This is a genomic window from Streptomyces sp. NPDC088785 (assembly GCF_044750685.1).
Lineage (GTDB): Bacteria > Actinomycetota > Actinomycetes > Streptomycetales > Streptomycetaceae > Streptomyces.
Genome location: NZ_JBIVKH010000006.1, coordinates 16069 through 36208, shown reverse-complemented (window position 1 = coordinate 36208; position 20140 = coordinate 16069). Strand labels below are relative to the sequence as shown.

The following is a 20140-nucleotide window of genomic DNA, read 5'->3' as shown; positions in this document are numbered from 1 at the left end:
ACGATCGGGGAACTCCCTTGCTTCCGCCGGGAAGCGGTGGAACACCCTGGCTCGTGCGCGGTGCGGGATCTAGCGTGCCGAGCGTGAGCGACAACGGACGCCGGGTCCCCGCCCCGCACACGCGCGCCCTCGAACGGCGGCAGCCCGCACCCGACCCCTGGAACTCGTTGGTGCGTGCGGTCCTGCACGCCCTCCGCACGCACGGCCGGCTCGCCGTCCACGGTCCGTGGGGCGCGGGCAAGAGCACGCTCCTCGACGACGTGTGCCGGAGCTGGGACGGCGACGTCCTGCGGATGCGGGCGCTGCGCGACGACGGGCGGCTGCCCTGTTCCGGACTGGCGCAGATCCTCGACGGCCTCCCGGAATCGGCCACCGCCTCCTGGCCCGGCACCGACGCCGACACCGGTGCTCAGCCGCAACAGCCGCATCCGCATCCGCATCCGCAGGACCGACTGCGCCTGCGTACCGCGCTCACCCGGCGGCTGAGCGCCGGCCCGGGGCTGCTGCTCGCCGTCGACGACGTGCAATGGCTCGACACGATCACCATGGACACCCTGGAGTACGCCGTCCGCGCCCTGCCGCCCGGCCGGTGCGCCGTGGTCGCCGCCGAGCGCGCGGTCGATCGCCCGGCGCGGGCCACCCAACTCCTGGGCGGGTACGCACCCTTCCTGCCGGTACCACCGGCGGACGAGAACGAGATCACCGACAGACTGGCCGAGCGGGGCCTGCCCGTGCGCTGGGGCCCGGCACTGCACCGCCACAGCGGCGGCCACCGCGCACTGATCGCCGCAAGCCTCGACGGGGCGGCCCTGGCCCCCGGGGCGGGAGCGGGAGGGCTGGCGGCGGGGGGCGGCGGTCTGACGGGAGCAGGTCGTCTGACGGGGGCGGGTCCTCTGACAGGAGCGGGTCCTCTGCCGGGGGCTGGCGACCGCGCGGGTGGCGGCAGTCTGACCGGGGCTCGCGACCTCGCGGGGGACGTCGGGCTCGCGGGCGGCGGCGGGATCGCGGGGCACGGCGGGATCGCGGGGCACGGCGGGATCGCGGGCGGCGGCGGGCTCGCGGGGCACGGCGGTCTGGCCGGAGCGGGTGGCCTGGCGGGAACCGGCGGCCTGGTGGGGGCGAGCGGCCTGGCAGGAATGGACAGCCCGACGGGGGTCGGCAGTCCGACGGGAGCGGGCGACCGCACGGGGAGCGGCGGTCTGACAGGAACGGACGATCACCCGGGGAGCAGCGGCCCGACAGGAACGGACGGCCTCACAAGTACGGATCGCCCGCCGACAACAAGCAGTCCGGCCGGGACTGACACCCCGACGGCAACAGGCGACCCCACCAAGACGGGTGACCCGACAGCAACGGGCCGACCGCCCGTTCCCGGTGGCTTGGCGGGAATGGGCGGGCTACCGGGAACGGGCGGCCTGATGGGGGCCGGTGCCCGCTCCCCCGGCCCCGGCCCCGGCCCCGGCCCCGGCGCTCCGCCCGGCACCCGGCTGCCCGCGTCGATGCTGCACGGGGCGAACACCCTGGCCGAGACGTGGCTGCGCACACTTCCCCGGCCCGTACGCGCCACCCTGCGCACCGCGGCGCTCGCGCCCCGCGCCGATGCCGATCTGCTGCGGCGCGCGGGGTGCTCCGACGCGGACGAGCACGTCGTCGTCGCGGCCCGCGCGGGGGTGCTGATCCCCGGCGCGCCGGGATCCGACCCGGCCGACGGCGGCGAGATCCGCTTCTTCGCGCCCGCGCTGGCGCACGCCGCCGCCAGCTCCGCCGACTCCCCCGCCCGGCGCCGCGACCACGCGGCGCTCGCCGCGGCCGTCACGGATCCCGTCCACGCCGCGTGGCACCGCGCGATGTCGGTGGCCGCGCCCGGCGAACCGACCGCACAGGCCACCGCTCGGGCCGCCATGACCGCCCGGAGCGGCGGCGACCGGTCCTTCGCCGCCCGGCTGATGCTGCTCGCCGCACGCCTGACCCCGCCCCGCCTGCCCGCCCTGCGCGCCCAACGCCTGGTGGACGCCGTCCACGACGCCGCGGCCGCCGGTGATCTCGACCTCGCCCACGACGTGGCGCGGCGCATCATCGACGACCACGGCAGCGCCGAGCACCAGGTCGCCGCCCTCCTCGCGGTCATCGACGCCTGCGGCCAGGACCTCGCCGCCGCCGAACCGTACGTCGCGGCCGCACGCGCCGCCGCCCTGGACGATCCGCATCTGCTGGCCGCCATAGAACTGCGGGCCGCGATCCAGACCAACGTCTCCCGCGGCGACTTCGCGCTCGCGGCCCGGCACGCGACCACCGCCGCGGAGCTGGCGCGGGAGGCGGTCGACGACCGGCTCGAAGCCGCCGCCCTCACCATGGTGGCCCGCATGAGACGGATGCTCGGACGCCCGGAACAGGCGCACGCCGCGCTGGAGTCGGCCCTCGCCCTCGCCGTGCCACCCGCGTCCATCGGGGTCGCCAACAGCCCCGAGTACCTGGCCGCCCGGCACGCCGTCTTCGACGGACGGTTGCACCACGCCCGCGCCGCCCTGATGGCCCTGCTGCCCGTGGCGCAGGCCGCCGGCAGCATCGAGGGGCTCGTCGACGTCCTGCGCAGCCTCGCCGAGGTCGACGCGGGCCTGGGCGCCTGCGCGAACGCTCTGGCCTGGGCCTCCCGAGCCCGCGCCACCAGTGCCGCCGCCGACCTCTCGCCGGGGCCGGTCTGGTACACGTCCGCGATGGTGCACAGCCATGGAGGATCCTTCGAGCAGGCCCTCGACTATGCCGAACGCGCTCTGGGAGCCTCCCGCGCCGAGCACGACCTGCTGCACACCAGCCGCAGCCTGTGGGTGCTCGGCACCGTGCATCTGCACCGGGGCCATGCCGAGCTGGCCGTCGCCGCCCTCGGGGAGGTCGCCGCGCTGGAGGGCCGCACCCAGTGCGCGGACCCCACCGTCCTGCGGTGGCAGACGGACGCGGTCGAGGCCCTGGCCGCCGCCGGGCACACGGACCGGGCCCACGCGCTGCTCGACCACATGGAGGAGACGCCGGCCAACCATGACGCGCGTACCCTGCTGCGCGCGAGCATCGATCGCGCCCGCGGCCTGTGCCTCTACCAGGAGGGCGACAGCGACGGGGCGGCGCGGCTCCTCGAAGGCGCGGCGGAGACCTTCGCCGCGCTGCACAGGCCCGTCGAGGAGGGGCGAACCCACCTGGCGCGCGGGCGTGTCGAACGCCGCAGGCGCCGGGCCGCGGCCGCGCGGCTCGCGTGGGCGCACGCCCTGGCCCTGTTCACGGAGGCCCAGGCCCGCCCCTGGATCGCCTTGGTCGAGGACCATTTGGGCGCACTCGCCGGCACGGTGAGCCCCGGTACGGCCGCGCTGCCCTCCGCGGCGAGGGACGGACTGACCGCGCGTGAGCGCCGGCTGGCCGATCTCGTACGGGCAGGGTGCACCAACGAGGAGGCCGCCCAGCGGATGTTCGTCTCGCGCAAGACGGTGGAGACGATGCTCAGCCGGGTCTACCGCAAGGCGGGGGTCCGCAACCGCACCGAACTCGCGGCCTTCCTGGAACCGTCCGCCACCCCGCCCCCACGGCCAGAACGTCCGGACCGCCCGGACCGCCCGGACCGTCCGGACCGGGATCCGACAGCCCGGTCCAGCGGCCCGGGGACGGGAGCGAGCGGACCTTGACGGACCGGCGGCCCCCGACGGGTCCGGACCGGAACGCGCCGCCTCAGATGACGATGACGATCTTGCCGCGGGTGCGACCCCGCTCGGCGTGCGCGTGGGCGTCGGCGATCTTCTCCAGGGGGTAGGTCTGTTCGATGCGGGGCGTGTAGCGGCCCTGGCGGCCCAGTTCGGCCGCCGCGGCCAGCAGGGTCGAGTCGTTCTCCGCGTTCACGACATGCGTGCCCAGCCGCTCCCCGCGCACGTGATCGGCGACCGTGGCGACGCGCTTCGGGTCACCCGTGATCGCGACGAGGTCGTCCAGCGAGCCGGAGGCCGCGGTGTCGAGCGCGAGGTCGACGCCGTGCGGAGCCACCTCGGCGAGGCGTTCCGCGAGGCCCGGGCCGTACGTCGTGGGCGTGGCGCCGAGCGAGGTGAGGAACGCGTGGTTGCGTTCGCTCGCGGTCCCGATCACGGTGGCACCCTGCGCGACCGCGATCTCGACCGCCGCACTGCCCACGCCGCCGGCCGCGCCCTCGACGAGCAGGGTGCGCCCTGCGAGCGGGCCGAGCGCGTTCAGTCCGCCCATCGCGGTCACGGAGGCGAGACCGGCGCCCGCGGCCTGCTCGTCGCTCCACTCGGCGGGGGCGGGGGCCCAGGCCGAGAGCACGACCAGCTCGGCGGTGGCGCCGGTGATGCCACCCAGCCCGAAGACCCGGTCACCGGTGCTCACCCCCTGCACGCCGGCACCGATCTCGTCGACCACGCCGACGGCGTCCCGCCCGGGAACGGCGGGCAGCTCCACCGGAAGGAACTGGCGCAGGGCGCCGGCGCGCAGCTTCCAGTCGATGGGATTGACGCCGGCCGCCGCGACGCGGACACGGATCTCGCCCGGGCCGGGACGGGGGTCGGGCGCCTCCTCGACCACCAGGTTCTCCACACCGCCGTATTCGTGGAAGCGAGCTGCACGCATAGTGTCCTGCCTTACCTCTATGGGCCGAAATGACGTGTTCATCCGACGCCCGCTACTCTAGAACCTGACGTTGACGTGAGGTGCAAATCGACAGGCCGGGACGTCCCGGCCGGAGGAGGACGGATGCGGATCGGTGAGGTCGCCGAGCGGGCGGGGGTGAGCGTGCGGGCCCTGCGCTACTACGAGGAACAGCGGCTGCTCCCCGCCGACCGCAGCGCGGGCGGCCAGCGGCACTACCCCGCATCCGCCGTCGAGCGCGTGAAGCTGATCCAGCAGCTGTACGCCGCGGGCCTGACGAGCACCACGGTCCGCGAGGTGCTGCCGTGCGTGGACACGGGCGAGGTGCCGCCGGGTCTGCTCGACCGGCTGACGGCCGAACGCGCGGTCGTCGACCAGCGGATCACCGACCTGCTCACCGTGCGCGACCGGCTCGACGACGTCATCGGTGTCGCACGGAACCCGGACCCCGCCTGCGCCCACGGGAAGTGACGCTCACGGGACGTGACGCCGCCCGCGCGGGACGGTCCGCTCGGCGGTCGGCGCGGGTGCGGCATGGTCCCGGACGGCCCGTGGTCCGCGGAGCGGGCGGCGCGGCCGTTCCTCGCATCCGCGCCGGACGGGCCCCCGCGACGGCGCGCCGGGCCGGTGGAGTCAGGCGGCGAAGCCGATGTTCATGACGTACTCGTAGGCGCCGTAGTCGGAGCCGAGGTCGGCGGTGATGTCGCCGAACCAGGCGGTGTCCATGGCCTCGTCGTCGTCGGCGGCCCACGCGGTGACCATCAGGTCCCAGTTCCGCACGTTCAGGGTGCGGAAGGAGACCGCGCGCACGTGCGGGCGATCGACCTGCGACTGGTTGAGCGGATGGAACTCGACCCGGGTGCCGCGGCCGTCCTTGTTGAGCCGCTGGAGCAGGTGGCGTGCGACGTTCTGACGACGCACCTGCAAGTAGGCGGTGTCCAGCTGTCCCAGGCTCTTCTTCGACGGGGATGCCGTGGCCGCGGCCCAGCTCCTGAGCGTGCGGTCGGTGACGGTGAGTCCGGCGGCCCGGGCGGCGGTCCTCGCCCGCTCGGAGCGGGTGAGGTAGTGCAGTCGGGCGAGCATGCCGCGGCGCTGGGTGACGGGGGTGGCGATGAAGCCGGCGAGCTGGTCGAGCCGGCGGGCGGCGGCCTCGTAGCCCTTGACGCCGCGGGCCCCGAACTTGCCGAACTCGATATTCCTGTCGGGCACTCAGCTCTCCTCGTCGGTGCCGGTGTCGGCGGTGCCTGCCGCGTAGCGGTCCTTGACCTTGACCTCGGTGACGCCGCGCCCCTCTGGGAAGACCGCGCGCCAGTCGCCGATGACATGGAGCTCGTCGGTGCCCATGGCGCGGACGACGGTCAGCCCCGCGTCGTGGGCCTTGAGGGCCTTCATCCACAGGTTGGCGAAGGCCTGCGAGCGGATGAGGTGCATCCAGTCCGGACGGTACAGCTCCCGGTTGTAGTTCGACTCCCCCATCGTGGAGACGAACTTGGAGTACATCGCTTTCACGTACTCCAGTGTCACCTCGTCGTCGGCGGCGAGCGCGGTGTCCCGGGCGTCCTTGAGCGCGATCCGGAACTTCTCCAGCAGCCCCTCGGTCGCGCCGGAGGTGTAGGACTCGTGGATCTCGGGCGGCTCGCACAGCCCGTGCCGGGGGCCGGACAGGCGCTGGAGCAGGCGCAGCGTCGGCTCGGTGACCCACAGCGGGCCGGGCTCGTCGCGCTGCCCGATCGGGTTCGGCAGGACGTCGTCGTGGTCCCAGTGCGGGGGCGTGATCAGGTGGATGCCGGCGCGCCGCCGGTCGTGGCCGACGCCGCCCGCGGAGTGCTCCAGCTGGCCGAGCGGCAGGTGCGTCTTCAGCGCCGACAGGTACGCGCCGTTGATGTCGAGGGCGGTCACCTCGTGCGCGCCGGGCGGCAGTTCGGCCCTGGTCCACTTCGGTCGGGCCTCCCACACCTGGTCGGCGCCGCGCGAGGTCTGCTTCTTCAGGACGTCCGGCAGCCAGGGATGTGCGATGACGTCGTAGCGGCCGCCCTTGCGGGTGGCGTCGAGCAGCGCCATCGCGTCCGGGATCGCCCGCTTCACCAGCGCCGCCGTGGCGCCCTCGACGTCGCCGTGGTGCTCGGCGAGCGCGGCGCGGACGGCCTGGCCGATGAGTCCGGCCGGCTCGTCGGCGGGCTGGAAGGCGCGGCGGGTCGGCGGCCTGGAGCGGGCGTCGGCTCCGCGGCCCGGGCGGGCGGGCCGGTCGCCGGTCCGGCTCCGCGGCCCCTGCGGCGCGTGCGGCGCGTGCGGCGCGTGTGATGGGCGTACGGGAGCGGGCTCGTGCGACGGCACGGCGGGCGCCGCGCTGTCCGCCGGCGGCGCCGGAGGCTGGCAGTCGGCCGCGTCGAGATGCTGCGGGAAGCCCGCGACGTGGTGGGTGGCCGGGCCACCGCACAGCACGCACGGCTCCGGGGCGGTCAGGGTTTCGACCTCGTCCGCGTCCCCGGCACCGTCGACGGCTCCGGCGGAGGCCGCGGTCTCGGCGGTGTCAACGGTCTCGGCGGTCTCGGGCGGATTCCCGGCTGGTCGGCTCGGTTCGGATCCGGGCCGCTGCTCGGCGCGGGTGTCGTCGGTGGCGCCGGACTCCGGCGTGGCCTGCGGCGGCGCGGCGAGCTTCTCGGCGAGACCGTCCAGCAGATAGGCGTACTTGGTGCGCACGTCACCGGACGGCTCCCGGCTGCCCGCCTCCCAGGCGCTGACGCTGGAGGGGCTCACGCCGAGCGCGCGGGCCACCTGGGCCTTGGAGAGGCCCGCCTGCTGACGCAGCTCGCACCGCGCGGCCGGCTCGGGCAGTTCGGCCTCCGGGGCCACGGAGGCGAGGAGCGAGTCGATGGCCTGGAAGTCGCTCATCGCCGGTCCTCCCGGTCGTGCCGGGTGCGGCGGCGTGCCGCCAGCTCAGGGGTGACCGTCTCCTTCACCCGCTGCTGCCCCCACCCGGTGATGACCGCCGCCCGCCCGATCCGACCGTGCACCGGGCGGCCCGTCACGGAGTCCCGGGCCAGGAACACACGCAGCGCGGCGGCGACACGCTCCTCGGCGGCCTTCAACGCCGCCACCGCCTCTACGAGTTCGCGCTCTTCGCCACCATGGGTCACATTGCCATTGTGCCCATTTCTATGATACGTGTCAAATTGATGACGGTCCACATTTCACGTCGGCGGCGCGACGGGGCGGCGGCGCGGCGGCCGTGACCGGTCAGACGTTGCCGAGGTCGGAGGAGACCCAGTGCTCCGGCCGGACCGTGATGACGACCGCGTCGCCGTGGTTCGCCTCGGCGAACTCGACGTAGCCGTCGACCTTCTCGGGCGGCAGGTAGCGCGAGGTCATCTCGGTCAGGTGCGCGCGGGTGGCCGGGACCGTGGAGATCACCGGGCCCTCGACGGACACGTACCGCACGGTCGGCTCCAGGCGGTCCACCATCAGCGTGAACCGGCCCGCCTTCGCGATGAGTTCGTGCTTGCGGGAGTCCTTGCCGGTGTGGATCCAGATGTCGCCGCCGGGCGTGTACTGGTACCAGATCGGCACGGTCAGGGGCGCCCTTCCCTCGCCCGCGTCGACGGCCAGGGCCGCGATGTGCGGCTCGGCGAGGAAGTTCTCGCGCTCTTCTCGGCTGAGGGCCATGGAACTGCTCCTTCGGAGGTGGGTGCCGGTGCGGTCACGTCGTCAGGGGTTCGGTCCAGCACTTGGCACAAGGCTCCGGGGGCCGCTCCTATTCCGTCGCCGCCGAATTCCGGACGCCGCGCCCCACTCATCCTGCACGCCCCCGACGTCCGGCGCGTGCGCCCACGGGTCCGCCAAGCGGGTGCCGCCGACGGCGGGGCGACGCGCCGCGACGCCGCCCGTGTCCGGCCCCGGCGCCCTACGCTCGCTCCATGCCTCTCCCCCGTCCCCGGGGCCGCACGAAAGAAGGGTCCGCCCGTGAGCTTCGCCGATCTGCACCGTCCGGGCGAGGTGCCGTTCCTGCTGCCCAACGCCTGGGACGTGCCCTCCGCCCTCGCCTTCGCGGACGCCGGCTTCCCCGCCGTGGGCACCACCAGCTTCGGGGTCGCCGCCACCGCCGGGCACCCCGACGGCGGCCGTGCCAGCCGCGAGGCGACCGCGGTGCTCGTCCGCGCCCTGGCGGGAGTGCCGGTGTACGTCAGTGCCGACGTGGAGGACGGCTACGCCGACGACGCCGAGCAGGTCGCCGAGTACGTCGCGGGCCTGGGGGCCGACGGCGTCAACATCGAGGACAGCACCGGCGGGCGCCTGATCGACCCCGCCGCCCACGCGGCGAAGATCACCGCCGTCAAGCGGCGCAGCCCCGACGTGTTCGTCAACGCCCGCGTCGACACGTACTGGCTCGGCCAGGACGCCGATCTGGCCCCGACCCTGGCGCGCGCCCAGCGGTACGTCCGGGCGGGCGCCGACGGCGTCTTCGTGCCCGGTGCGACGGACCCCGCCGACCTTGCCGCCCTCGCCGAGGCCGTCCCGCTCCCCCTGAACGTCCTGGTCGTCCCCGGCCTGACCCTGTCCGGCCTCGCCCGCCTCGGCGTGCGCCGCGTCTCCACCGGCTCCCTGCCGTACCGCGCCGCCGTCCGGGCGGCCACCCTGGCCGCCACGAACGTGCGGGACGGTGGCCCCCTGCCCGACGCCGCCGCCTACCCGGTGCTCCAGAAGCGCCTGACCGACTACGAAGCGGTCGCCGGCCGGGGCCGGTCCGGGCCGACGGGCGTCGCCTGACGCACGCGGGCACGGGCACGGGCACCCGGGGCGGGTCAGGCGGCGGGCGCCGCCCCCGTGCGGTTGCGGCGGTCGGCGAGCCGGGTCAGCAGCGCGGCGCGGTGGTCCTCGGACGTGGCCAGGCCGAGGGCCGTCCAGGCCATCGCCAGGCCGCCGTCGAGGACGGCACGGTCGGCGCCCGCGCTGGTGCCGTACCGGGTGAACTCGGGGTTGTGCATGATCGTGTCCCCGCAGTCGTAGCCGATGGACGGGTGAATGGTGGGGACCACGTGGGAGACGTTGCCCATGTCGGTCGACCCGGCGCGCAGCGTGTCCGGGCTGCCGGGGACGCGGCGCCCGAGGTCGGTGACCGCCCGGCGGTAGAGATCGCTGAGGGCGAGGTCCTGGCGCAGGTCGGCGTAGTCGTTGCCGACGGCCTCCAGGGCGAGTTCGGCTCCGGTGGCGAGCGCGCCGGCCTCGAAGCAGGCGCGGATCCTGGACTGTAGTTCCGCCAGGTCCTCGGCGGTGGCGGCGCGGCAGTCGTAGTCGGCGCTCACGTGCGCCGGGATGACGTTCGGCGCCTCGCCGCCCGAGGTGACGACGCCGTGCACGACGCCGTCGGGGATCATCTGCTGGCGGTAGGCGCCGATCGCCACTTGGGCGACGAGCATGGCGTCCGCCGCGTTGATGCCGCGGTGCGGCATGGCGGCGGCGTGCGCGGCGCGGCCCGTGTAGCTCACCTTCCAGCTGCCGATCGCGAGGGACGTCATACCGACGCCGTCCGTCGGTGCGGCGTGCACCATCATGGCGGCGGCCACGTCGTCGAAGGCTCCCCGGTCGAGGAGGTCGACCTTGCCGCCGCCGTACTCCTCGGCCGGGGTGCCGAGCAGTTTGACGGTGAGGCCGAGGTCGTCGGCGAGCGGCGCCAGGGCCAGGGCGGCGGTCACCGCGGCGGCGCCGTTGACGTTGTGCCCGCAGGCGTGACCGATGCCGGGGAGCGCGTCGTACTCGGCGGTGACGGCGATGACCAGGTCGCCGCCGCCCGCGACCGCCTCGAAGGCCGTGTCGAGGCCGTACGCACCCCGCCGGACGTCGAACCCGGACCGCTCCACCAGGTCGGCGATCTTCCGGGCCGACCGGTGTTCCTCGTAGGCGAGTTCGGGCTCGGCGTGGAGGCTGTGGCTGAGGGCGATCACGTCGTCCTGGCGCCGGGTGACGACGGCGCGGGCGTGTGCGCGGAGGTCGGTCTCGCTCTGGCTCATGGCTGTTCCTTCTTCGTGATGCGTGGCTGGCGGTGGGGCGCGTCAGGCGGGGCGGGCGCCGGGGCGGTAGAAGAGGGCGGCCGCCGCACCGGCGAGGGCCGTGGCGGCGCACACGCTCCAGCAGGTCGCGTAGGCGCCGTACCGGGGCAGGACGGAGCCCGCCGGGGTGCTGGCGGCGGTGACGGCGAGCACGCAGGCGGCGCCCAGCGAGCCGCCGACGTTGATGAGCAGTTCGTTGATGCCGGACCCGACGGCGGTCTGCTCGTGCGGGACCGACTCGACGGCGAGCGTGCGGGTGGCCTGCTGGAGCACACCGGCGCCGAGGCCCGCCACGGCCTGGCAGGCGAGGTACGGGGCGACGGAGCCGTGGAGGGCGAGCGTGAGCAGGTAGCCCGCCGCCATCAGGAGGGATCCGGTGACGAGCGTGGCGCGGTCGCCGATCCGCCCGGCCAGCGCGGGGGCGCCGAGCGCGGCGACACCGGTCGCGGCCATCGACGGGATCATCGCGAAGGCGATCTGGAGCGGCGACAGGCCGAGTCCGTAGCCGACGCCCTCCTTCGGCGTGCCCAGGTAGACGGCTCCGGCCACCTGGAGGCCGATCATGCAGAACGAGAAGGTCGTGGTGACGACCGCGACGACGGACACGTTGCGGCGGCGGAACAGCCGTACGTCGATCATCGGGTCGGGCGAGCGCAGTTCCACCAGGGCCCACACGGCGGTGACGAGGGCACCGCCGACCAGGCAGGCGAGGGTGCGCGGCGCGGTCCACGCCCAGCCCGGCATGCCGCCCTGGCCGAGTCCCAGCATGATCGCCACGAGACCGACGCACAGCAGCACGCCGCCGCTCACGTCGAGGCGGCCGCCCGGCCGGTCCGTCGTCTCGGGCAGCAGGGGCCAGGTCACCAGGAAGGCGACGCCGACGGCCGCCGTCGGCACCCACAGGGCCGCCGTCGGCGTGTCCACGTAGTGGGCGACCAGGCCGCTGGCGACACCGCCGACGCAGATGCCGCCCACGAGCGCGGCCACCATCGTGCCGATGGCGTTCCTGCTCCGCGCGGCGTCGCCGCGGTTGCGCAGGATGCCGACCAGCAGGGGGAAGAAGCCCGCGAAGGCTCCCTGGAGGACCTGCCCGACGAGCAGGGTGCGGAAGGAGCCGGCGAGTCCGACGACGACGGATCCGGCGAGGACGACGGCGATGTTCCACCGCAGGACGCGCCGGTGTCCGTGCAGGTCGCCGAGGCGGGAGAGCACCGGCGTGAAGGCGACGCTCGCCATCAGGTTGGCGATGCTGATCCAGTTGAGGTCCGCCGCGGTGACGTGCAGGACGTCGGTCAGGCTGCGCAGCACCGGCGCCAGGAAGCCCTGGGTGATGCCGCTGGAGAGCTCGACGAGCACGATCGAGACCACGAGCGCCACGGTGGACACGGGCACCGGGCGGTTCCGCGGGGTGGTGCTGGGCGACGGTCTGGTGACTGCCTCAGGCATGGGCGGTACCTCTGCTGACGGCCGAAGGTCGGCTGGTGGATGCTGTCCGGTAATCTGCGGGTCGCCCTCGGATCCCGGCAAGATCCGCCCGGCAGAAAGCCTGAACCAGGCATCTCGGCGCGCTGTCCGGCGGTTTCGGGCAGGAGAGAGGCAGTGATGGCGGAAAACGATCCCTCGGAACAGTCGGCTTTCGACGGCCCGGACCTGGCGATCCTGCGCTTCCTCTCCCAGCGGCCCCGCGCCTCGTTCGCCGATGTCGGCGCGCGGGTGGGCCTGCACGAGCGGACGGTGGCCCGGCGCCTCGAACGGATGCTCGGCATGGGGCGGGTGCGGTTCATCGCCGCGCTGGTGGGCGAGCATCTCGGCGAGGGCCTGGTCGTGGAGCTGGCCGTGCGGTGCGCCCCGGGGCGGCTGGAGGAGGTGGCCCGGGCCATCGCGGTGCGGCCGGACGCCCGCTCGGTCGAGGTGGGCACGGGCGACCTGGTGGTCCTCGCCGAGATGGAGGTGGCCGACGAGGCCGAGCTGATCGCCCTGATCGACCGGACGATCGGCGGCATGCCGGGCGTGCTCGACATCCACTCCGCGCTGGTGCTGCGGCTGCTGCTCACCGCGGTCGACTGGACGCCGTACGCGACGGAGCCGACGGCCATGCGCCGGCTGGCGATGGACGGGCTGCGGCCCCCGCCCCCGCTCCCGGTGGACGCCATCGACCGCGAGCTGGTGGGCCTGCTGGCCGAGGACGCGCGGATGCCGATGACCGGCCTGGCGCACCGGCTGAACCTCGGCGAGTCCACCGTGCGGCGGCGGCTCAACCGGCTGATGGGGTCACACGTGTTCCAGCTGCGCCTGTTCGCGGAGCCGGGCGTGCTCGGTCACCCGGTGGAGGCGCGTTTCCGGCTGCGCGTCGAGCACGCCCACCTGGACACGGCGCTGCGGCGCCTCGCGCACGAGCCCTCGATCCGGCATCTCGTCGTCACCACGGGCAGCGCCAACGTCCTCGGGTACAGCAGTCACGCCACGACGGCGGACATGGACGCGTTCCACGCCCGGACGTTCGGCGGGCTCGACGGGGTGCGGGAGGTGCAGACGGCCCTTCTGATGCGCACCTACAAACGAGCGGGCCGTCCCGTCCGCGCCCGGTGACACGGACGCGACGGCCCGCGCCGCGCCGGTCGCGGTCCCAGTCGCGGCACCGGCCCTAGCCCTGGCGCTCGGGCCGGTGCCGGTCGTCCACGGCGCGGACCTCGTCGAGCGCGCGCCGGGCGACGGCGCCGAACTCGTCGTCGCAGGTCTCGCGGCTCCAGCGCTCGTAGGCGATCTTCAGGGCGAGCGCGCCCAGCTCGGCGATCACCCGGGCCTCCAGTGCCGCCAGCCCCCGCCGCGTGAGGGCCCGCGCCATCGCGGCAGCGAGTCCGATGCCCTTCAACGCCTCGCGCTCCCGCAGCTCGGGGCTCGCGTCGATGACGGCGCTGCGGCGGACGGCGAACTCCCGGCGGTCGGGGGTGAAGAAGTCGCGTCCCGCCGCCTCCAGGCCGCGGGCGACGGCCTCGAAGGGCGCGGCGGTGGCGGGCGCCTCGTCGATCGCCGCGGCCAGCCGGTCGGCCATCGCGTCCCCGCCGAACAGCACCTCGCGCTTGTCGTCGAAGTGCCGGAAGAAGGTGCTGCGGGTCAGTCCGGCACGCTCCGCGATCTCCGGAACCGTCGCCTGCTCGTACCCCCGCTCCTCGAACAGTTCGAGCGCGGCGGTGACGAGTCGCTGAGGTGCATCGGGTTTCCAACGGGCCATGCCCCCCAGCTTACGGGACGCAGTCCCATCGATGAGGTACGGTGCTTAGCGATGGGACTGAGTCTCATCACATGGTCCGTGCAGTCACCTGGAGGTCCCCATGAGCCGTGCCGTCACCTACCGGGCCTTCGGAGGGCCGGAGGTCCTGGAGCTGTCCGAGGTGGCCGAGCCGCACGCCGGTCCGGGCGAGGTGCGCGTCCGCGTCACGGCCGCCGGGCTGAACCCGATGGACTGGGCGATCGCCTCCGTGCCCCGGGTGGCCGCGATGTTCGACGTGGCCCCGCCCGCGGGCTTCGGCTACGACCTCGCCGGCGTCGTCGACGAGGTGGGTTCCGGCGCGGAGGGCTTCGCCGTCGGCGATCGCGTCTACGGAGGAGCCATGGCCAGGGCCGTCGCCGACTTCGTGGTGATGCGGGCTCCGGCGCCCGAGGCCACGACTCCGGCGCCCGACGCGCTCCTCCACACGCCCGACGGGATCGGTGACGAGATCGCGGCCACCCTGCCGGTGGCGGGCAGGACCGCCGCCGCGGCCCTGTCCAGGGTCGGCACGGGGTCCGGCGACACCGTGCTGATCGGGGGCGCCGCCGGCGGCGTGGGCATCTTCGCCGTGCAGCTCGCCCGGCTCGCCGGTGCCCGGGTCATCGGCACCGCGTCGGAGGGCACCTTCGGTTTCCTGCGCGAGCTGGGCGCCGAACCGGTGGCCTACGGTCCGGGACTCGCCGAGCGGGTGCGCGCGCTCGCTCCGCAGGGGCCGACCGCCGCTGTGGACCTGTTCGGGACCGAGACGGTGGAGACGGCGCTGGAGCTCGGGGTGGCTCCCGGGCGGATCGCCACCATCGCCGCGGGCCCGAACCCGCCCGGCGGTGTGCACAGCACGGGCGGGGCCGACGCGGAACCGGGCGACCTGGCACGGATCGCCGAGGCCGTCCTCGCGGGTGACCTCGTCGTGCCCATCGCCGCGACCTACCCGATCGAGCGGATCCGCGACGCCGTGGAGGCACAGGCCGGCCGGCACGTCCACGGGAAGATCGTGGTCACGCTGTAACCCCTGGCGGGGGGCCTGCGTGCCGCCCCGCACCGCGCTGTTCTCCGTACGGGGGCCCGGCCCGGCCGCGTACGCCTGCGGAGGGGCGATCGCCTGGGCGTCCGCCCCCTCGCCGACCCACAGCCCGATGAACAGCGCGGCGGTCGCTTCCAGGAGCCCCGCCCGGTCGAGACCGCCGCCCGACACGGGTTCGCCGCCCACGTCCCGCACCAGGGCGCGTACCCGCCGCAGAGCGGTCTCGTCGTCCCCGCAGACGGGGACCGCCAGGGGGCGGACCCCGAAGACGGGCGGCCGCATCCGCCACACGTCCTCGTGGCAGAGGTTGAACGCCTTGACGACGTGGGCTCCCGGTGCCGCGTCGGCCAGTCGCCGTGCGGCCGAGGGGCCGCCGTCCGTCAGCAGCCGGAAGCCCGGCCCGACCGGGTTGGAGCAGTCGAGGAGCACGGTGCCGTCCAGGGCCGCGCGCAGGTCCCGCACCACTTCCGCTCCGGCCCCGAAGGCCAGCGCGGCCAGCACCACCTCACCGGACTGGGCCGCCGCCCGCAGACTGCCGGGCCGCGCGCCTCCCCCGATGCGCGCCGCGAGCCGCTCCGCCCGGTGCGCGTCCCGCCCCCCGATGGTCACGTCGTGCCCGGCCCGCACCCAGTGGGTGGCGAGCGCGTCGGCCATGTTCCCCGTGCCCAGGACGCCGATTCTCATGATGCGTTCCCTCTCCGTGCCTGCTGCGACCGTTCCCACCGACGCTAGAAGGCCGTTCGGGCACCATGTGGTGCGTGACGCCCGACACCTTCCTCGCCGACTGCCGCGCCCGCCTCGGCTTCGACCTGCTCTCACAGACCTGGAACGCGGTGGTGCTCCACGCCCTGCGCGACGGCCCCAGGCGCCCCGTCGAACTACGCGAGACGATCGGGGGCATCAGCTCCAAGGTCCTGACGGAGACGCTGCGCCGGCTGCGGTTCAACGGACTGGTCGACCGGCTGACGGACCCCGACGCGCCCTCGCGGGTCGAGTACCGGCTCACCGCGCTGGGACGGACCCTGCTGGCGCCCCTCGACGCGGTGGGCGCCTGGGCCTTCGAGCACGGTGACGAGGTGATGGCCGCTCAGGAAGCCGCGTGCGCCGCCGAAACCCGTCTCTCCTAGAGCCCGGCCCTCCTGGGGCCCGGCTCTCCTAGAGGCGGCAGCTGATCTCCAGGCCGTCCTCCACGGGGAAGGTGACGCTGTGGTAGCCGTTCGCCGTGTCACGGACGTGGTCGAGATAGGGGGCGAGGTCGGGCAGGTCGACGTCGTCGGCGACGACGAGGGTGCCCGGCGCGAGGTGCGGCTCCAGCAGGCGCAGCACGGGCAGGCAGAGGTCCTTCCATCCGTCCAGGAACAGGAAGTCGACGGGTGTGCCGAGTTCGGCCAGCGTGTGCAGGGCGTCGCCCTCCAGGACGGTGACCACGTCGTCGAGACCGGTGGCGCCGAAGGTGTCGCGGGCGGCTGCCGCCTTGGTGTGGCTCATCTCCGTGGTGAGGATCCGGCCGGTCCCGTTGTCGCGGACGGCCGCGGCGAGGTGCACGGTGGAGATGCCGTACGAGGTGCCGAACTCGACGACGAGCGCGGGCCGCGTGGCGCGCACCAGGTTGTACAGCAGCCTGCCGCCGTCGGCGGAGACCGGCATGTAGATGTCCTGCGCCGCGTCGGCGAGTTGCTGGGCGGTGAGCCGGTCCCGCTCGGCGCGGTGCGGGGCACCGACGCGGTCCGCGACGTCGCCGTCGCGTGCCGCGGCCGCGAACATCCGGGTGAGGGCGGCGGAGACCCGGGGGTCGGCGAGGGTGTGCGGATTCGTGGTCACGGGTGTGCTCCTCAGGGTGAGGGGGGTGAGGGGGTGGGCGGGCGGCCCGGAGGTCGAGTCGCCCGTTCGTGGCGGCGTCGGCCCCGTCAGGCCGGGTAGGCCCCGGCGTCGATGTCCTCGACGAGGGTGGGGCCCTCGGGGGCCCAGGACAGGAGCTGCCGGGTGGCGCTGTTGTCGGCGGTCATGGTCGAGGCGAAGAAGCGGCCGACGAAACCGAAGTGGGATCCGGCGTCCTCCGGCGCGACGGAGACGACCGGCAGGCCGAGGGAGCGCCCGATGGCCTCGGCGATCTCCTTGGTGGTGACGTGCTCCTCGGCGACGGCGTGCAGGCGGGTGCCGGCCGGGGCCCGCTCCATGCCGAGGCGGACGAGACGGGCGGCGTCCGTGCGGTGGATCGCGGACCAGGCCGTGGAGCCGTCGCCGATGTGGGCCGAGACGCCCTGCTTGCGGGCCGCGGCCGTCAGGAAGTCGACGAAGCCCCAGTCGCCGTGGCCGTGCACGCTCGGCGCGAACCGTACGATCACGGTGCGCACGCCCCTGGCGACGTGGTCGAGGGCCAGGTTCTCGCTGCCGCCGCGGAGGGAGTCCGCGCCGAAGGCCGGTGAGGCGTCGGCCTCGGTGGCCGGCCGCCCTTCCACCAGGCCGGAGAGCGCGGAAGCGACGAGGAACGGCCGGTCGCTGCCCGCGAGGGCGTCGCCGAGGGCGGCGACGGCGGCACGCTCGGCGCGGTTCGACTCGGCGGGGTCCGCCCAGTCGTGCTTGTTGGCCAGGTGGATGACCGCGTCCGCCCGGGCGGCGCCGCGCCGGAGCACGGCGAGGTCGTCCAGGTCGCCGCGCAGGGCGGTGGCGCCCCGCCCGGCCAGCTTCCGCTCGCCGTCCGCGGACCGGGCGAGGCCGACGACCTCGTGTCCGGCGGAGAGGAGTTCGTCGACGACGGCCGACCCGATCCAGCCTGTTGCTCCGGTGACAAATGCACGCATGAGTGTGGCCTCCTTACCCCGGTGAGGGGGATGCGTTCTTCTTCGAATGGTTCGAAAGGTTCAAATAGTTTGAATGGTTTGAAAGGGCGGACAGGTCCTGGCCTCGGCTGCCGCTCCGGCCGGGGAGAGGGGTGGCTCCGTCTCAGCGCGCGGCGGTCTTCCGCCCGCGCCGTGTCCCGGCGACGATCAGGGCTCCGGCGACGAGGACGACGAGAGCGGCGGCGCGCAGGGCGGTGTCGGCTCCCCGCGTGAACGCCTCGATGACGGCCGCGTGCTCCGAAGGGGCGAGGGTGAGTGCCTCCTTGACGGTGCGCGGCGGGGGCGAGTGTTCGCTGAGGGCGGCGGGCAGGTGCCGGGTGAAGGCGGTGGTGAGGACCGTGCCGACGACGGCGACCCCGAGGGCGCTGCCCAGTTCGCGCGTCGCCGATTGCAGGCCTCCGGCGATCCCGGCCCGCTCCACGGGCAGGGCCGCCGCGATCTGCGCCGTGAGGGCCGGGGCCGCCAGCATGATGCCGAGGCCGATGACGACGAGCGCGGCCGCGTAGGCGGGGTAGGCCATGGCCGAGGCGAAGGAGAGGGCCACGAGGCCGGCGCAGGTGAGGGCGAAGGCCGTGGCGAGCGTGGCGGGAACGCCGAAGCGCCGGATGAGTCCGGGGACGTGGCGCGTGCCGAGCAGCAGCGGAACGGTCAGCGGGATGATGCCCAGCCCCGCCTGGAGGACGGAGAAGCCGCGCCCGTACTGAAGCAGTGAGGCGTTGACGTAGAAGAGGCCGAAGTTCCCGAAGAAGACGACGGCCATGCCGAGGCAGGCGCTGCCGAGTCCCGGGTTGCGGAACAGACGGGGGTCCAGCATGGGGTGGGCCACGCGTAGTTCGACGAGGACCCAGCCCGCGCCGAGCAGTACGGCGCAGGCGAAGGCCGTGAGGACGGCGGTGCTGCCCCAGCCCTGCTCCGGGCCCTCGATGATGCCGATGAGGAGGGCCACGACGGCGGCCACGAAGAGCAGGGAGCCCGGCACGTCGAGGGTGCGGGGGTGGCGGGTGCTGCGCGGCGTGGCCCGGGTCGCCCAGGCGAGGCACAGGACGGCGACGGCCGCGACCGCCCCGAACAGGGTCCGCCACGATCCGCCGGTCAGGACGGCTCCCCCGCCGACGTTCCCCACGACGCCGCCGATGCCCGAGGCCGCCGCCCAGACGGCGAGGGCGTGCGTGCGGCGTTCGGGTGCGGTGGCGTGCAGCAGGATGCCGACGCAGTTGGGCAGGACGCACGCCGCGCCGATCCCCGTGACGGCGCGGCCGATCAGGACGACCGCGACGTTCGGCGCGACGGCCGATATGACGGCTCCGGCGGCGAAGACGCCGAGCCCCGTCAGCAGGATCCCCTTGCGGCCGAGCTTGTCGCCCACGGCGCCGGCCGGGATGACGAGGCAGGCGAAGATCACCACATAGGCGTCGACGATCCACAGCAGATCGGACGAGGTCGGGGCCAGGGAGCTCGCCGCGAGTCCGGGAACGGCCAGGTTGATCGCGGCGACGAATCCGACGACCAGGGCGGTGCACGCGCTCGTGCAGGCCAGGACCGTACCGGGCCGCCGTCCGGTACGCACGCGCTCCTCCGACAGGGATGCCATTGCTCTCGTTTCCTTCGTGGGATGCGGATCACGACGCACGGCCGAAGCGTGGGGGCGCCGTCGCCGGCCCAGCTTTTCGAGGCATCGTGCACCGTAAAGCTAGCACATGCGGTGCACGGTGTCTCGTTTATAGTGGGGGGATGGTGGATGGAAACGGCCGCGGGCGGCCTCGCAGCGAAAGCGCACGGGCGGCGGTGCTGCACGCGGTCGACGACCTCCTGGTCGAGGTCGGTTACGCGGCGCTGACCATGAAGGGCATCGCGGAGCGGGCCGGTGTCGGCCGGCAGACGGTGTACCGCTGGTGGACGAACAAGGCGGAGGTGCTCTACGAGGCGAGCGTCCTGGACGCCCAACACGAACTGGCGGTGTCACGCAGCGGAGACCCGGACCAGGACATCCGGGCTTACCTCGAAGCCCTCGTGACGTTCCTGGTGCGCTCGCACGCCGGTGCGGCCTATCGCGCGCTCGTCGGGGAGGCCCAGCACGATCCGGACGTCGCGCTTCTGATCGCCTCCCGCGACATCCTCGGCGAGAGCGCCGCCGAGGTCGTGGACGCGGCGTGCGCCGCCAGCGGCACCACGCTGTCGCGCGAGCAGGCCACCGCGCTGCTGATCGGCCCGCCGTTCTTCCGCGTCCTGGCCGGTCACGCCGTGGACGGCATCGACACCGCCGCGCTCGCGGAGCAGTTCATGCGGACCCTGAGAGCGTCCTGAGCGCGACGGCCGGCACGGCCCGGCG

18 protein-coding genes and 1 pseudogene are annotated in these 20140 nt (G+C 74.5%); 7 read left to right on the top strand and 12 right to left on the bottom strand.

All coding sequences use genetic code 11. The annotated features are described in order from the left end of the window. Positions 1-83 precede the first annotated feature (83 nt). A complete protein-coding gene (locus tag ACIP5K_RS19050; protein WP_401410907.1) occupies positions 84-3668 on the top strand; it encodes an AAA family ATPase in 3585 nt (1194 codons plus the stop codon). A gap of 43 nt (positions 3669-3711) precedes the next feature. Here the strand turns inward: ACIP5K_RS19050 and ACIP5K_RS19045 are convergent, their stop codons facing one another. Then, entirely contained in the window at positions 3712-4617 is a 906-nt protein-coding gene (locus ACIP5K_RS19045; protein WP_401410904.1) for an NADP-dependent oxidoreductase, read from the bottom strand. A gap of 123 nt (positions 4618-4740) precedes the next feature. On the opposite strand from ACIP5K_RS19045, the gene ACIP5K_RS19040 reads away from it, so the two are divergent. Next, on the top strand, positions 4741-5106 hold the full coding sequence (locus ACIP5K_RS19040) for a MerR family transcriptional regulator (RefSeq protein WP_401410902.1): 366 nt from the start codon (positions 4741-4743) through the stop codon (positions 5104-5106). A 162-nt stretch (positions 5107-5268) separates the two neighbouring features. On the opposite strand, the gene ACIP5K_RS19035 is transcribed toward ACIP5K_RS19040, so the two are convergent. The 4 genes from ACIP5K_RS19035 to ACIP5K_RS19020 all read right to left on the bottom strand — a co-directional run bounded on the left by ACIP5K_RS19035 (position 5269) and on the right by ACIP5K_RS19020 (position 8298). Next, positions 5269-5844, bottom strand: a complete 576-nt coding sequence (locus ACIP5K_RS19035) for a transcriptional regulator (RefSeq protein ID WP_401410900.1) — start codon at positions 5842-5844, stop codon at positions 5269-5271. Further along, complete coding sequence (locus ACIP5K_RS19030; RefSeq protein ID WP_401410898.1) at positions 5845-7527, bottom strand: helix-turn-helix domain-containing protein; 1683 nt, start codon at positions 7525-7527, stop codon at positions 5845-5847. Then, positions 7524-7772 (bottom strand): hypothetical protein, encoded by a 249-nt coding sequence (locus tag ACIP5K_RS19025; RefSeq protein ID WP_401410897.1) that lies wholly within the window; start codon positions 7770-7772, stop codon positions 7524-7526. The genes ACIP5K_RS19030 and ACIP5K_RS19025 overlap by 4 nt, the downstream gene beginning before the upstream one ends. Before the next feature lie 100 nt (positions 7773-7872). Further along, entirely contained in the window at positions 7873-8298 is a 426-nt protein-coding gene (locus ACIP5K_RS19020; RefSeq protein WP_401410894.1) for a pyridoxamine 5'-phosphate oxidase family protein, read from the bottom strand. A 297-nt stretch (positions 8299-8595) separates the two neighbouring features. On the opposite strand from ACIP5K_RS19020, the gene ACIP5K_RS19015 reads away from it, so the two are divergent. Then, complete coding sequence (locus ACIP5K_RS19015; protein WP_401410892.1) at positions 8596-9399, top strand: isocitrate lyase/phosphoenolpyruvate mutase family protein; 804 nt, start codon at positions 8596-8598, stop codon at positions 9397-9399. 35 nt (positions 9400-9434) lie between these two features. Here ACIP5K_RS19015 and ACIP5K_RS19010 read toward each other — a convergent pair whose 3' ends face one another. After that, complete coding sequence (locus ACIP5K_RS19010; RefSeq protein ID WP_401410891.1) at positions 9435-10640, bottom strand: amidohydrolase; 1206 nt, start codon at positions 10638-10640, stop codon at positions 9435-9437. A 42-nt stretch (positions 10641-10682) separates the two neighbouring features. Beyond that, complete coding sequence (locus tag ACIP5K_RS19005) at positions 10683-12125, bottom strand: MFS transporter (protein WP_401410889.1); 1443 nt, start codon at positions 12123-12125, stop codon at positions 10683-10685. A 156-nt stretch (positions 12126-12281) separates the two neighbouring features. On the opposite strand from ACIP5K_RS19005, the gene ACIP5K_RS19000 reads away from it, so the two are divergent. After that, entirely contained in the window at positions 12282-13268 is a 987-nt protein-coding gene (locus ACIP5K_RS19000; protein ID WP_401410888.1) for an Lrp/AsnC family transcriptional regulator, read from the top strand. A gap of 55 nt (positions 13269-13323) precedes the next feature. Here the strand turns inward: ACIP5K_RS19000 and ACIP5K_RS18995 are convergent, their stop codons facing one another. Further along, positions 13324-13911, bottom strand: a complete 588-nt coding sequence (locus tag ACIP5K_RS18995) for a TetR/AcrR family transcriptional regulator (protein ID WP_401410886.1) — start codon at positions 13909-13911, stop codon at positions 13324-13326. Positions 13912-14011: 100 nt separating this feature from the next. Here ACIP5K_RS18995 and ACIP5K_RS18990 point away from each other — a divergent pair, with 100 nt between their 5' ends. Next, positions 14012-14956 (top strand): NADP-dependent oxidoreductase, encoded by a 945-nt coding sequence (locus ACIP5K_RS18990; RefSeq protein WP_401410885.1) that lies wholly within the window; start codon positions 14012-14014, stop codon positions 14954-14956. Positions 14957-15010: 54 nt separating this feature from the next. On the opposite strand, the pseudogene ACIP5K_RS18985 reads toward ACIP5K_RS18990, so the two are convergent. After that, positions 15011-15655, bottom strand: a pseudogene (locus ACIP5K_RS18985) (NADPH-dependent F420 reductase); the annotation flags it as partial. A 74-nt stretch (positions 15656-15729) separates the two neighbouring features. Between ACIP5K_RS18985 and ACIP5K_RS18980 the strand changes: the two are divergent. Continuing rightward, the gene (locus tag ACIP5K_RS18980; protein ID WP_401410883.1) at positions 15730-16098 is read left to right on the top strand and encodes a winged helix-turn-helix transcriptional regulator; all 369 of its coding nucleotides are present in this window, start codon (positions 15730-15732) and stop codon (positions 16096-16098) included. A 28-nt stretch (positions 16099-16126) separates the two neighbouring features. On the opposite strand, the gene ACIP5K_RS18975 is transcribed toward ACIP5K_RS18980, so the two are convergent. The 3 genes from ACIP5K_RS18975 to ACIP5K_RS18965 form a co-directional block, all read right to left on the bottom strand. Continuing rightward, entirely contained in the window at positions 16127-16792 is a 666-nt protein-coding gene (locus ACIP5K_RS18975) for an O-methyltransferase (RefSeq protein WP_401410881.1), read from the bottom strand. Between the two features lie 86 nt (positions 16793-16878). Continuing rightward, a complete protein-coding gene (locus ACIP5K_RS18970; RefSeq protein ID WP_401410880.1) occupies positions 16879-17772 on the bottom strand; it encodes an SDR family oxidoreductase in 894 nt (297 codons plus the stop codon). Positions 17773-17914: 142 nt separating this feature from the next. Continuing rightward, positions 17915-19402 carry an MFS transporter gene (locus tag ACIP5K_RS18965; RefSeq protein ID WP_401410878.1) on the bottom strand — a complete coding sequence of 496 codons (1488 nt, stop codon included), beginning with the start codon at positions 19400-19402 and terminating at the stop codon, positions 17915-17917. Between the two features lie 140 nt (positions 19403-19542). On the opposite strand from ACIP5K_RS18965, the gene ACIP5K_RS18960 reads away from it, so the two are divergent. After that, the gene (locus ACIP5K_RS18960; protein ID WP_401410876.1) at positions 19543-20115 is read left to right on the top strand and encodes a TetR/AcrR family transcriptional regulator; all 573 of its coding nucleotides are present in this window, start codon (positions 19543-19545) and stop codon (positions 20113-20115) included. The last annotated feature ends 25 nt before the right edge of the window (positions 20116-20140 follow it).

Excerpts from the sequence above, each read along its gene's own strand:
- ACIP5K_RS19040 (WP_401410902.1), top strand. The coding sequence starts at position 4,741 with ATGCGGATCGGTGAGGTCGCCGAGCGGGCGGGGGTGAGCGTGCGGGCC.
- ACIP5K_RS18970 (WP_401410880.1), bottom strand. The coding sequence starts at position 17,772 with ATGCGTGCATTTGTCACCGGAGCAACAGGCTGGATCGGGTCGGCCGTC.
- ACIP5K_RS19000 (WP_401410888.1), top strand. The coding sequence starts at position 12,282 with ATGGCGGAAAACGATCCCTCGGAACAGTCGGCTTTCGACGGCCCGGAC.
- ACIP5K_RS19030 (WP_401410898.1), bottom strand. The coding sequence starts at position 7,527 with ATGAGCGACTTCCAGGCCATCGACTCGCTCCTCGCCTCCGTGGCCCCG.
- ACIP5K_RS19045 (WP_401410904.1), bottom strand. The coding sequence starts at position 4,617 with ATGCGTGCAGCTCGCTTCCACGAATACGGCGGTGTGGAGAACCTGGTG.
- ACIP5K_RS19010 (WP_401410891.1), bottom strand. The coding sequence starts at position 10,640 with ATGAGCCAGAGCGAGACCGACCTCCGCGCACACGCCCGCGCCGTCGTC.
- ACIP5K_RS18965 (WP_401410878.1), bottom strand. The coding sequence starts at position 19,402 with ATGGCATCCCTGTCGGAGGAGCGCGTGCGTACCGGACGGCGGCCCGGT.
- ACIP5K_RS18960 (WP_401410876.1), top strand. The coding sequence starts at position 19,543 with ATGGTGGATGGAAACGGCCGCGGGCGGCCTCGCAGCGAAAGCGCACGG.
- ACIP5K_RS18995 (WP_401410886.1), bottom strand. The coding sequence starts at position 13,911 with ATGGCCCGTTGGAAACCCGATGCACCTCAGCGACTCGTCACCGCCGCG.
- ACIP5K_RS19005 (WP_401410889.1), bottom strand. The coding sequence starts at position 12,125 with ATGCCTGAGGCAGTCACCAGACCGTCGCCCAGCACCACCCCGCGGAAC.
- ACIP5K_RS19020 (WP_401410894.1), bottom strand. The coding sequence starts at position 8,298 with ATGGCCCTCAGCCGAGAAGAGCGCGAGAACTTCCTCGCCGAGCCGCAC.
- ACIP5K_RS18990 (WP_401410885.1), top strand. The coding sequence starts at position 14,012 with ATGAGCCGTGCCGTCACCTACCGGGCCTTCGGAGGGCCGGAGGTCCTG.